The 13032-nt window shown below is 59.0% G+C and carries 9 protein-coding genes; 3 read left to right on the top strand and 6 right to left on the bottom strand.

Translation table 11 applies throughout. From position 1 onward, the window contains the following. Positions 1–7: 7 nt before the first annotated feature. Positions 8–1483, bottom strand: coding sequence for an MFS transporter (locus tag B0E33_RS20055; RefSeq protein ID WP_062487801.1), 1476 nt, complete (start codon positions 1481–1483; stop codon positions 8–10). Between the two features lie 250 nt (positions 1484–1733). Between B0E33_RS20055 and B0E33_RS20050 the strand changes: the two genes are divergently transcribed. Together B0E33_RS20050 and B0E33_RS20045 are read left to right on the top strand one after the other, a co-directional pair. Then, entirely contained in the window at positions 1734–2834 is a 1101-nt protein-coding gene (locus tag B0E33_RS20050) for a PAAR domain-containing protein (RefSeq protein ID WP_077292199.1), read from the top strand. Between the two features lie 56 nt (positions 2835–2890). Then, a complete protein-coding gene (locus B0E33_RS20045; protein ID WP_077292198.1) occupies positions 2891–3874 on the top strand; it encodes a hypothetical protein in 984 nt (327 codons plus the stop codon). Positions 3875–3894: 20 nt separating this feature from the next. Here B0E33_RS20045 and B0E33_RS20040 read toward each other — a convergent pair whose 3' ends face one another. The 4 genes from B0E33_RS20040 to B0E33_RS20025 form a co-directional block, all read right to left on the bottom strand. Beyond that, entirely contained in the window at positions 3895–5181 is a 1287-nt protein-coding gene (locus B0E33_RS20040; protein ID WP_077292197.1) for a DUF930 domain-containing protein, read from the bottom strand. A 106-nt stretch (positions 5182–5287) separates the two neighbouring features. Further along, positions 5288–7276 carry an RNA polymerase sigma factor RpoD gene (gene rpoD / locus B0E33_RS20035; protein WP_031268185.1) on the bottom strand — a complete coding sequence of 663 codons (1989 nt, stop codon included), beginning with the start codon at positions 7274–7276 and terminating at the stop codon, positions 5288–5290. Positions 7277–7806: 530 nt separating this feature from the next. Further along, positions 7807–9753 carry a DNA primase gene (gene dnaG, locus B0E33_RS20030; protein WP_077292196.1) on the bottom strand — a complete coding sequence of 649 codons (1947 nt, stop codon included), beginning with the start codon at positions 9751–9753 and terminating at the stop codon, positions 7807–7809. A gap of 174 nt (positions 9754–9927) precedes the next feature. Continuing rightward, positions 9928–10422: a GatB/YqeY domain-containing protein gene (locus B0E33_RS20025; RefSeq protein ID WP_051990208.1), complete on the bottom strand. Its 495-nt coding sequence runs from the start codon at positions 10420–10422 to the stop codon at positions 9928–9930. A 245-nt stretch (positions 10423–10667) separates the two neighbouring features. Between B0E33_RS20025 and carA the strand changes: the two genes are divergently transcribed. Further along, on the top strand, positions 10668–11852 hold the full coding sequence (gene carA, locus B0E33_RS20020) for a glutamine-hydrolyzing carbamoyl-phosphate synthase small subunit (protein ID WP_031268189.1): 1185 nt from the start codon (positions 10668–10670) through the stop codon (positions 11850–11852). A gap of 151 nt (positions 11853–12003) precedes the next feature. On the opposite strand, the gene B0E33_RS20015 is transcribed toward carA, so the two are convergent. Beyond that, on the bottom strand, positions 12004–12441 hold the full coding sequence (locus B0E33_RS20015; RefSeq protein ID WP_022997956.1) for a MerR family transcriptional regulator: 438 nt from the start codon (positions 12439–12441) through the stop codon (positions 12004–12006). Positions 12442–13032: the final 591 nt, after the last annotated feature.

Below are 13032 nucleotides of genomic sequence, written 5' to 3'. Positions count from 1 at the left end.
GCCCTCCTCACCCAAGGCCGGCACCGCGCGTCTCGATCCGGTAGACCCACGTCACCACCGCCCCCAGCAGCGAGGTAACCACGAGGCCAGCCAGCAGCACGTCCGTTCCCAGGTCCTTGAGCAGAATCGGAAACAGGAAGGCAGTCAGAACGGCGCCGATCTTGGCGAAGGACGCCGCAAGGCCCGCCCCCGTGCCGCGATAGGCGACAGGAAACACCTCGCCGGCAATCAGGTAGGTCTGCGCATTCGGTCCCATGTTGGTCATGAAGTTGAACAGCATGAAGCCTGCAAAGATCAGGGGGACGTCCCATCCAGACCCTGCATGGTTGCCTGAAGCCGCAATCGCCAGACCAACGGCGCAGCCGATGAAACCGATCACCTGAAGGCGGACACGGCCGATCCGGTCAGTGAACATCACGGCAAAGACAATGCCGACAATCAGCAGGACGTCGATCAGGGCGGCGCCTTTCGCCGCAAGCAGATCATTGTAGACCAGATCAGAGAGCGACTGTGCGTGCTCGCGCTTGTTGCCAATTGAACTGGCCAGGATGACCGGCGTGAAAATGCCGATGCCATATGTCCCGAGATCCTGCAGGAACCAGGGAACCGACGCAAAGATCGTCGCCTTGCGCAGTTTCCGGTCTGTCAGGAACCGGCTCCACTTGACTTTGTGCGCATGCGGCGAAGCGGCTGTTTCGGCCTTCAGCGAAATCTCGCTTGGATATCTCGGGCGCCGGTTCAGCAATCTCAGCAGTGCGGTTTCCGCTTCTGCTACCCGTCCCCTCACGATCAACCAGTTGGAGCTTTCCGGAACAAAGAAGCGGCCGGCCAGGATCAGAAGAGCAGGCGGAACGGCCGTCAGATACATCCAGCGCCAGGCTTCGGGGTCCGGAAACCAGGTGAGCGTCAGAAAGGCAAGCCCTGTACCCGACAATGCGCCGACCGCCTGAAAACTGAAGGCTCCCAGAACCATCCTTCCACGTGCCCGCGCCGGAATGTTCTCCGAGATCACCATATGTGCCGTCGGATAGTCACAGCCGAGCGCCAGGCCGACACCGAAGAGCGCTATAAGGGTAATCGCAAGGTTCGGCGCTATCGAAAGCACCAGCAGAAAGGCGATGAAGAGCGCCATCTCGACGATGAACATCGCCCGTCGTCCGAACCGGTCCGCAAGCCCGCCCAGTGCTGTCGCCCCGATCAGAATGCCGAACAGGATCGCCGAACTGACAAGTCCGTGCTCCACCGCTGTCAATTTGAATTCCCGCCCGATCAGCGGGAGGGCGATGCCGGTCATGAAGACAACCATGCCTTCAAAGAACTTGCCGGCGCAGGCCAGCCACCAGATACGCCACTGCATGCCGGTCAGGATGGAACTGTCGACATCCGTACCATCGCGCCAGATCGGTGTCTCCTCGATATAGGCCTGCGGACTATCGAGGCTTGCAACTGATGCGGTGGAGAAGGTCTGCCGGACGTCGCTCATGAAATCCCTCCGTTTGCCAATCGGGAAAGCAGGAGAAGGATAGACTGACGGTTATGAAATTCTGGTGATTGTCGTTACGTAAACTTTCATTCCAAGAAAACTGCCGCCTCAACTCGGGTGACCTTTGCCTGTTCTGCAGCAACGAAGGTCTTCTTCATGCCCGATCCGTCTCCTGGTCGCGATAAGCAGTATTGACAGTGTGAAACAACTTTCCGATGATCCGGCAGTTTTTATTAAGACCGGTTCATTTATGGGTTTTCCTGCCGCTCGTCTCACCGACCTGCATACCTGCCCCATGTGCATGGGGGTTCCCGCGCCAATCGTATGGAAAGGCGCCTATACCGTGCTTACCGGCAAGCTGCCGCAGGCACGTGTTGGCGACATGTGCGTTTGCGTCGGCCCGCCGCCTCCAGCTGGTGGTGACCCCATCATTACGGGTGCGTGGACGGTTCTGGTCGAAGGCAGCCCTGCTGCGCGAATGACCGATCTGACCGCAAAGGCCGGAACAATCATAACCGGCCTGCCAACGGTTCTGATCGGAACGCAAGGCGGTGGTGGTGGAGGCGGTGGCGGAGGAGCAGGCGGCGCAGCGCCTCCGGCAAAAAGTCCGCACAAGTTCTCCGCCAGCGCGGAGACGGGTATCGAGAAGCCCTACAAGGAACGATACAACTCGAAAGGCATCAAGAAGCCGGAAACCGAGAAGCGGTCGCTCAAGGACCAGCTGAAGGAGAACGCTGAAGCCAGCGCCGAATACGAGTATGAGCTGTTCAGCAAGGAAAAGACCTTCTGGGAATCGGAAGGCGGTCATTTCAAGACCGAGGCGAGCGCGGAGGCAAAGCTCGGCATATCCGGCGATATCAACGGGGATTTTGCCGCTGGAGCTTATGCAAATGCGAAGGTCGCCGCCATCACCGGAAAGGCCGAAGGCAAGACGCTTAACGGGCTTGTCGGTGGCAAGGTGGAAGGCGAAGCCTTGTCCGCTTCAGCCGAAGGGGGTGTCGGCTTCCGAAAATCCGAAGATTTTGCGGGAGTGGAAGGCAAAATCGGAGGTGAACTCGTTCTGGTACAGGCCAGCGCCGAAGGCACCATTAACATCAGTCCCAAAACGCTGTACGACAACACCCTTGGCCCGTTTTTGAGCTGGGTGAGCGGAGATCCGGCGAAACGAACGCTCGACAGTGCCTATGACCACGGCCTTCGAATCGGAGGTCGCGGAGAAGCCGGTGTCGGGGCTGCAGCCGGGGCCAGCGCGCAGGCAGGAAAAATCGGTGGCGCCTATGGCGTGACTGCGGAAGCCAAGGCAGGGGCCGGTCCGATGGCGGGCTTCAAGGTCTTTGTCGGAGTTTATTAGACAGGTGGTTTTGCACTCGAGACCGCCTGCAAGAACACCCAAGGGTGATAATCGGAATGACCACTGAGGACTATGTCGCCGCCGAACTGACCGCAATCAGCCTGGCCCCGTTTGCGTTCCAGCTTCTGCTTCCCGGAAGCTGGGAAGTGAAGCAGGCCAACGAGCAGCCCCTCACGGTGGACAGCCCCACCATCATTGCGGTTTTCGAGCCTCCCCAGGCCACGAATATCTCCGTTCAGGTGATCGGCATTCTCCTCAACAACGAGATCTCGGCCGCACACTGGCTCGAATACTACTGCTCCCTGTCGTCCTGGCATGTCGACACCCTGCAGCCGATCGATGCTCGCCGCGCACGCGCAAGCTGCTTCGTCAGGGCCGAAGGCCACGAACTGCGCGGCCTCGTCACCGTCACGGTGAATGGCAATACGCTGATCCTGATCCAGGCCTTTGTTCCTTCCAGCGAGTTTGCTGCCCTTTCGGACATCGTCAACATGGCCGTCAGGTCCTTCCGCACCGAACAGGTCAGGCAGCCGAACGTGATAGAGGACTGGAGCAACTTTTCCCTGTTCCAGGACATCGGCTTCTTCTTCCCGGCGTCCTGGCATGTCAACCAGCCGCAATCCGGTCTGGCCGATCGCATGGCCATCGATTTTGCCCGCACGGGCTCCAACGGCGAGATCCTCGGGTTTGCCAGACTGAAGGCGATCAGCGCACAGCAGCCGGTAGACCTTGTTCAGGAACTGGGCAAGACCAGACGGGAGTTCGAAGGTTCCGAGATCATTTTCGACGCTGGTGCGACGTCGAAAGCGGTGACGCTCGACCCGCCGTTTATCGAAGCCACCGAAGTGACCGTCGGTGCCCGCACGAGTGAAAGCAATGATCCGCTGGAATTCACCGCGCTGGCGATGAAGACCCCGTCGCACGTGATCATCAGCTCCATACTCGGCCCCTCTCGCAAGACCTCGTTCTACAATTGGGCGGTGAACATGCGTGCGCACGAAATCGCCAACGCGTCGCTGCAATTCAAGAGTCAGTCCTGAGGTCAGTCAAACTGGCGAGGTCAGAACCCCGTCAGTCCCCGTTCCAGCCACTGGCTTTGCGGGATCTCCTTGCCGATCTTGAAGGAGAACCGCTCCACACGCGTCACGCCGCTGTCCGTCTCACACCGGAAAGCCACGTCGAACCAGCGGCCAAGACTGCGGAAAGCGGCGATACGCGGCTGCAGAACGTTGCCGCCCCGAGGCCGGAAAGACGGCAGCAGTTCGGGCGGCAAGGAACTGACGGAAGCAATCTGCTCTCTCAACTCGGTCATGCACAAGAGGTTCAGCCGCTGGCCCTCGGTCATGCCGCGCATGGCCGTGCGCGCCTGCGGATCATCCAGAATATCGCGGGAATAAAGTTCCCGAGCCGCAATCATTCCGGCTGGAGGTCCTTCCGAGCCGCCTGATGCCCGTCCTCCTCCTGCCTGGTCGCGTTGAGGCGAAGCCACCGGTTTCGGTGGTTTGGGAGCGGGTGTCTTGTTCGTTGCGATCGGTCCGACAATTCCGAAGTCTTCGGCGGGCTGCTCTCCGGTTTCAGCCGTGTCCGTTTCCGCGCCGGTTCCAACGGTCTCCTCTGGCAGGGCCTTCGGCTGTTCGGGTGTTTCGGCAACGTCTGAGGCCTCCTCAGGAGCTTCGCTATCATCAGCGGCGTCTTCAGCGGCGGTATCCTGTGCTTCTTCCGAAGCATCCTCCTGCGGCGCTTCGGTTTCGGCAGCCTCGGTCTCCTGACCTTCGCCCTCACCTTCGCCTTCGCCGGCGTCCGTTTCGCCCGCCTGGGCCTCATCCGTCTGCGCGTCGGTTTCCGCCTGCTGCTCACTCTCCGAGGATGCGCTTTCCTCAGATGCCGGTGGCGTTTCCTCTTCCCCTTGCAGCCCCGTGTCTTCTTCGCCGAACTCGGTCACTTCCTGCAGAACGGACGGCTCTGGCGGTTGTTCGGGCGTCTCGGCAAGGTCTTCGCGAGCGGACGCTGGCGGTGGTGGAGGTGGCGGCGGGGCTTCCTCGGCCTGCTCCTGTTCCGGCGGTTCGGGTTGTTCGGGAGTTTCCACCTCTTCCTGCTCCGGTTGCTCCGGTTCAGGTTGCTCAAGTTCCACAGGTGGCGTCTCTTCCTCCTGCGGCGGCGGGGGCAGTAGCTCGACTTCAACCACGTCCTGCAAGGGCTGGGTCGTATAGCCGGACACGCCTTCCAGCAGCATCAAGGCCACAAGCGCGTGCAGCACGGCGGAGACCACAAGCCCCCACAGGAAAAGCCGCCGGTCCGCAGGCTCGATCCCGACCATGTTCCGGTCCATGTCGGCGGTGATGGCCAATAGAGCGCCCTTAAAGCAAAGTTGCCGGTTGATTTCCGGTTCGAAGTTTCAAAAAAACCCGGCGTCTCCGCCGGGTTCTTCGATGTTTCAAGCTCTTCCCGGCAGCTTAGCTGTCCAGGAACGACCGCAGCTTGCGAGACCGGCTCGGGTGCTTCAGCTTGCGCAGCGCCTTCGCTTCGATCTGGCGGATACGTTCACGGGTAACCGAGAACTGCTGCCCGACTTCTTCCAGAGTGTGGTCGGTGTTCATGCCGATACCGAAGCGCATGCGCAGCACGCGTTCCTCACGCGGAGTGAGCGAGGCGAGCACGCGGGTGGTCGTTTCGCGCAGGTTCGACTGGATGGCCGCATCGATGGGCAGAACCGCGTTCTTGTCCTCGATGAAATCGCCCAGGTGCGAATCTTCCTCGTCACCAATCGGTGTCTCGAGCGAGATCGGTTCCTTGGCGATCTTCAGAACCTTGCGAACCTTCTCCAGCGGCATCTGCAGCTTTTCAGCCAGCTCTTCCGGGGTCGGCTCGCGTCCAATTTCATGCAGCATCTGGCGCGACGTACGCACGATCTTGTTGATCGTTTCGATCATGTGCACCGGAATACGGATGGTACGGGCCTGGTCGGCAATCGAACGGGTGATCGCCTGCCGGATCCACCATGTCGCATAGGTGGAGAACTTGTAGCCGCGCCGGTATTCGAACTTGTCCACCGCCTTCATCAGGCCGATGTTGCCTTCCTGGATCAGATCCAGGAACTGCAGGCCGCGGTTGGTGTATTTCTTCGCGATGGAGATCACGAGACGCAGGTTCGCCTCGACCATTTCCTTCTTCGCGATACGTGCCTCGCGCTCGCCCTTCTGCACCATTGCAACGATGCGGCGGAATTCGGTGATTTCGAGCCCGGTTTCGGTGGCCAGCGTCTGGATGTCCTGACGCAGCTCGCGAACGGTTTCCTTTTCCTTCGCGATGAAGTTTTTCCAGCCGCGCGTGGAAAGATTGGCAACCTTGCGCAGCCAGTTCGGGTCGAGCTCGGCACCCTGATACTGCTTCAGGAAGTCCGTGCGGTCGACATTGTAGCTGTCGGCCAGACGCAGCAGACGGCCTTCATAGCCCATCAGGCGCTTGTTGATGTCATAGAGCTGGGCAACCAGGGCGTCGATACGGTTCTGGTTGAGCGACAGGCTCTTCACATCAACGATGATGTCTTCTTTCAGCTTCTTGTAGCGGCGCTCCTGGCTTGGCGACAGGGTCTTGTTGGCCAGCTTGTTTTCCACCAGCTGATCCTGCAGGCGGCGAAGCTTCTTGTAGTTGTCGGCGATGTTGTCAAAGGTTTCCAGGACGCCCGGCTTCAGCTCGGCTTCCATCGCGGACAGGGAAACGTTGGATTCAAACTCGTCGTCGTCATCCTCGCCGTCGCCGTCTTCGCTTTCGTTTTCGGTGTCTTCAGACGCACCGCCGGAGTTTTCCGAATTGCCTTCGCCCGGCGCCACATCGTCATTGGCAACGGCCGGGCCGGCCTTGGCATCAGGGCCGGCATAGGTTGCTTCCAGATCGATAATGTCGCGCAGAAGAACCTGGGCTTCGTTCAACTCGTCACGCCAGATGATGATGGCCTGGAAGGTCAGCGGGCTTTCGCAAAGACCCGCAATCATCGCCTCGCGGCCAGCCTCGATGCGCTTGGCAATCGCGATTTCGCCTTCACGCGACAGGAGCTCGACCGAGCCCATCTCGCGCAGATACATGCGCACGGGATCGTCGGTGCGGTCGGCGGGCTCTTTCGTGGTGCTCTTGGCAAGTGCCGTCGTGCTTGCGGCAACCAGATCGCCGCCATCGACTTCTTCCGGGCCTTCTTCGGCTTCGTCGGAATCGATCACGTTGATGCCCATGTCGGAAAGCATGGACATGGTGTCTTCGATCTTTTCCGAAGACACCTGCTCCGAGGGCAGAACCTCGTTCAGTTCATCATAGGTGACATAGCCGCGTTTCTTGGCGGCTTTGATCATCTTTTTGACAGCGGCATCCGACAGGTCCAGCAGAGGGCCGTCAGGGCCGTCCGTGCTCTGCTCCTGTGTGTCGTCTGCTTGTGTCGCTTTGGCTACCATATCGTGCTCCAGTTCGCGGCCGGTCCGGCCACGCCGCGCCCTTTGTTTGGCTTCAACCCAATTCACCCCCAGCGCGCCAGCATGTGGTGCGGCGGCGTCTGAAAGAATCACTGCGGTTAGGTTTGTAAGCCGTGTCCCTTAAGTCCCAATTAACCGTACACTTTTCGACATTGGCATATTTCAGCATCGACGCAGCACACGGCCTTTTCTGTCGGCATCCGGAAACGGATGCGTAAAAGGTGTTCGTTCGGGTTGCAGCTATATTAAGACTTTTGCCGCGAGCAGGCTTGAAAGCTCCGGCGCTTGAGGGCTGCAAAGGTTCTATTTAGCTCGGCTCACGCGATTCGCAAGTGTGATTCGTCACCGGTCAATTGGAAAATGCCATTTTTGTGCTCCTGCGCACACCAAAGAGGGCATTTTCAGGCCCAATGCCGGTTCGTCGCCAGAAAACGGGTCGCTGCTCCAAAAGTTCCCTTTTCCGCAACTGAAGGTCCGCTGCTCTTCGTTTAAGCCACCGGCAAGCCATTCCGTCAATGAGCTGCCACGGCCACAGGAGGTGCCGTACGGATCTTTTTGGCGCGCTCGGCAAGGTCGGCTTCATCGCGCGCACATTCCTCTCGCCTCCGGCTGAGGTCCTGCGTCAGGGCCTGGATGCGCATCCAGGAATGCTCATCGAGTTGCTCGTCCGCGGTAGCAAGCTCGGAGGAGAGTTCGTCTTCCAGCGCATTGAGCTCCAGGACATCGAGAAAGTGCAGATAGGCCGCTTCGATGAAATCCTCCGGCGGATTGGATTTCAGAAGCGGGAAGCGATGGATCAGCGCGGAAAACTCCGCACCACGTTGCTGCTGCATGCCGATGGTTTCGAGCATCATTTCACCCATGATGTCCCGAAGCGGCTCCTCGAATGCGCTGGTCAGGTCGGAAATGGGTGTCGCTTCCAGATCATCGACGATCCGGCACAGAATGTCCCGCAATTGCCTGTGGAGGTCATTAGCAAAAGGCAACCTGGAAAACCGCTCGAAGTTCCTGTCGAGCAGATGCGGGAATCGCATGCTCAAACCGAGCACCAGCCGTTCGGTGCCGAAATCGTGGCTGGCAGCAACCCGTTCGCGTGCCGTGCCGAGCGGAGACGCCGCGTCGGCGGAGCCACCGCCCTTGCCGCCCTTGCCCCCCTGCCGGGACTGGCGTGCCTGCTCGAAGAACAGGTTCGACAGCTTGAACTTGAGATCGAGCTGATACCGTCGACGCACCCGCTCGTCGCGAATGGTGGCGATCAGATCATCGAACCGTTTCTCCAGTGCCGCCTTGCGTTCAGGCGTATCGAGCCGTGAAACGGAAATCTCCCGCTCCCAGACCACATCGAACAGGGACTGTGCCCGCTCGACTTCGTCATGAAAGCCTGCCACCCCGCGCTGCTTGATGAGGTCATCGGGATCCATGCCGTCAGGCAGGAAGCAGAACTGGAACGAATAGCCGCTCTTGAGCACCGGAAAGATCCGGTCGATGGCGCGATGTGCTGCCGAAACACCTGCCGCGTCGCCGTCAAAGCAGATCACCGGTTCGGGAGCGAATTTCCAGAGCCGCACCACCTGGTCTTCGGTAAAGGCCGTGCCCAAGGACGCGACCACATGGTGGATGCCCGCCTGCCAGAGGGCGATCGCATCGAGATAGCCCTCCACCACCACTGCCTCGCCGCTTTTGAAGGCGGGTTCGCGTGCGCGATGGGCGTTGAATAGCATGACACCCTTGTGAAAAAGAGGTGTTTCCGGCGAGTTCAGATATTTCGGCTGTCCGTCCGGAGACAGGGTTCGCCCGCCAAAGGCGACCACCCGGCCGCGGTCGTCCTGGATCGGGATCATCAAACGTCCGCGGAACCGGTCGTAGGACGGGCGCCCGTCTTCCGGCTTGATGATGAGCCCTGCCTCGATCATTGCGGCTTCCGGGATCTCGCGCGCTGCAAGATATCCCTTCAGCGCATCGCGGCTTTCAGGCGCAAACCCGAACCGGAACTCGCGCAGCGTATCGGGCGTCAGGCCGCGTTTTTGCGTATAGGCACGGGCGGTGTCGCCACGAGGGCCCGCGAACTCGGCCTGAAAGAACTGCGCCGCCATTTCGCAGATATCGGCAAGCCCGGCCCGCTTCTTCTCGCGCCGCGCCGCCTGGGGATCGGGCGCAGGCAGACCGACGCCGGACTGTTCGGCAAGACGTTCGACGGCCTCCGGAAAGCTCAGCCCTTCGGTTTCACACAGGAACGTAAAATGATCACCGGACGCACCGCAGCCAAAACATTTGTAGCGGTTACGGCGATCGTCGACGTGAAAACTTGGGCTCTTTTCCTGGTGAAACGGGCAGCACGCCCAATAGTCGCCCTTGCCCGGCTGCGTCTTGCGCCTGTCCCAGGTCACACGCCGCCCGACGACATCCGACAAGGTCAGACGGGCACGAATTTCATCGAGTAGGCGCGGTTCGAAACGCATGGAACAGTGTACGGGTCCGGATTACAGAAAACGGCATCCTGCCATCGGCACATTCGGGCGCCGCCGGTCAGTCCGCCAAAATAGAATGTCTTGAAGGTCGTTTCCAGTGGTGCCGGGCCTCATGCCCGGCTTCTGGAAGATTTTTGCATCAGCCTCACCGGCTGCAACAGCGGCTCAGTCCTGTTTACCAGTCCCGGTGCTGCCCTGTTCACCACCGTCAGCGCGCAACATGTCCTTCACCAGGCAGGACGCCTGCACGAAGTCCATTTTCCCGGGATAACGGCTCTTCAGTTCGTTCATGCAGCGGCCGATGTCACGCAGACCATGCGCGTCGATATCCTTGACCGTCTCTTCGCAGATCTTCTGCATTTCCTCGTCGCTGAGCTGAACGGGCAGAAATTCACGGATGATTTCCTGCTCTTCGCGCTCCTGCTCGGCCAGGTCGAGCTGTCCGCTGCTTTCGAACTCTTCCGCGGAAGTTTCCCGCTGACGGATCATTTTTTGAAGGATCTCAATCACTTCGGTTTCGTTGACGCCGTCCTTGCCGTTTTCACGGGCAGCAGCCTCACGGTCCTTCACAGCGGTCTGCACCAGACGCAACGTGGCGCACCTGCGCTTGTCGCCTTCGTCCTGTGCCGCTTTCAGGGCAGCGTTGATTCTTTCGCGCATCACATCGCGCATGGTTCACCCCACCCCTGCCGCGCTGAGGCCCGGCGCTCAGGGGCGCCATTCCATTTTCTCAGCCAAGCCATTGAATTTTAAAGATCTTTTTTCAGAGGATCAATATTGACGATCCAAGCCGCTTCCCATAGAGTCCCGCGCTTAATGCAGGCGGCCTTTTGCGGGCTTTCCAGCCCGCCGCAGACGCCCTTCCTGCAGCGCATGATGTCACCAACAAGATCTGGAAACAAGACATGACGACTGCAGACGCATGGTCCGAGACCCCGGCGACCGCCTTGCTTGTGCTCTCCGACGGCAGTGTAATCGAGGGACAGGGCCTCGGCGCAACCGGCCAAGCCGTTGGTGAGATTTGCTTTAATACGGCAATGACCGGTTACCAGGAGATCCTGACTGACCCATCCTATTCCGGTCAGATCATCACCTTCACATTTCCGCATATTGGCAATGTCGGCACCAACGATGAAGACATCGAGACGGTCAACATGGCCGCAGACAGCGGCATCCGCGGCGTTGTGCTGGCAGCCGCCATCACCGATCCGGCCAACTACAGGGCGGCAAAACATCTCGATGCGTGGCTGAAGAGCCGCAACCTGATCGGCATCAGCGGCATCGACACCCGCGCGCTGACCGCACTGATCCGGGAAAAAGGCGTGCCCAACGGCGTGATCGCCCATTCGCCGGACGGCAAATTCGATGTCGATGCCCTGAAAACGGCCGCCAGAAACTGGCCCGGCCTGGTGGGTATGGACCTTGCCAAGGACGCTTCCACCACCCAGTCGCACCAGTGGCACCAGACGACCTGGAAATGGGACGAGGGCTACGGCGAGGCAAAGGCCGGCAAGTTCAAGGTCGTTGCCATCGACTACGGCATCAAGCGCAACATCCTGCGCCTTCTGGCTGACGCCGGCTGCGAGGTCACGGTTCTCCCCGCGACCGCGACGGCGGATGACGTTCTGGCGCAAGCGCCCGATGGCGTGTTCCTGTCAAACGGCCCCGGTGATCCGGCCGCAACGGGCGACTACGCAGTACCGATGATCAGAAAGATTGTCGATGCGGGCGTTCCCACGTTCGGGATCTGCCTTGGCCACCAGATGCTCGCACTGGCGCTTGGCGGCAAGACCCTCAAGATGCACCAGGGACACCATGGCGCCAATCATCCGGTATTCGACCATACCACCGGCAAGGTTGAAATCACGTCGATGAACCATGGTTTCGCGGTGGATGCGGACAGTCTGCCGGACAACGTTCAGCAGACCCATGTGTCCCTGTTCGACGGATCCAACTGTGGTCTGGCGATGAAGGACAAACCCGTGTTTTCCGTCCAGTATCACCCGGAAGCATCCCCCGGCCCGCGTGACAGCCACTACCTGTTCAAGCGGTTCACCGACCTGATGGAAAGCGCGAAATCGGCAGCCTGACCTACTCAGGCCCCGGGAAATGCAGACAAGCGTTTGGCCGACGAACCAGCCGGCCAACGCCACTTCGCCACCGGAATGCAGCATTGTCTCAAATAAAAAACCCCGGCGTGCAGTGCACGCCGGGGTTTTTTGATAACTGATGCCGGAAGCTTTATCCGATCAGTTCGTCAAATGCCGTCAGGATCTGACCGACTTCTGCGATCTGCTCGTCAAGCATCTGCTTCTGCTCCACCAGGATTTCCTGTTGCGCAAGGCAGATTTCCTGAAGTTCCTTGAACTGGTCTTCCCGTTTGCCGTTGCCTTCCACCAGCTTGATCACCCGGCGGATTTCGGCAAGCGTGAGGCCGATCTTCTTGGCCTGCAGGATTACCCGCATCCGCGAAACGTCACGAGGACCGTAGAAACGGCGTGCGCCCTTGCGAACCGGATTGAGAAGACCCTTTTCTTCGTAGAAACGAAGCGTCCTGAGGGTTACGTCGAACCGCTCGGACATTTCCGAGATCGCGAGAGCGCGATCGTCAAGCATCACTTCTTGTCCTGGCCCGGCAATATCCGGCACCACGACCATCTTGGTTGCTACATTGTTCATACTTTTAAGCCCGATCTTGTCTTTTTTGTTCCAAGTCTGGCTGGGTCTTGCTGCGCTCCCGACTCGCCGGTCCCACCTCCGGTTCATCAGGTCCCACTAGCACCGCAATTACAGCCCCCGCAGCTTGAAGCGCAATGCTCTTCGCTTCAGAAGCTCCCAACGCCAAACTCATAGGAGACTAAGCAGTAGTCTAATACACCGGATCGACAGTTAAAATCTACGCCAAATTTAGGAATATTGCCCAGTTTTTACGGAAGTTTCAGTTATGCGAAAACTAAAACTAAAAACCTACGAGAAAGGACACGCAACTACGAATGTTTATTCAGGGGCACTTTAGCCAAAACGCGAACAAATATTAATTATCGATAATCTGAATATAAGAACTAGACTTTTCTTGAATATATAAATCCACAATAAATTTTCTTTACCTCACGGCAACGACCAAGGGAAAATTACTTAGTTCGCTTACTCCTAACCCTGAGGATTATTACAATTAGTGAATTTGCCTTAGATACTATGTAGGCAAAAAAGTTCACGAATCGTGATCCGCGAGACGAAAATGAACGCTACATACGCAACAATACCCGCTAT

The organism is Roseibium algicola (genome assembly GCF_001999245.1).
Lineage (GTDB): Bacteria > Pseudomonadota > Alphaproteobacteria > Rhizobiales > Stappiaceae > Roseibium > Roseibium algicola.
Note: the sequence above shows the minus strand (reverse complement) of the source record. Positions and strands in the feature narration are given on the sequence as shown.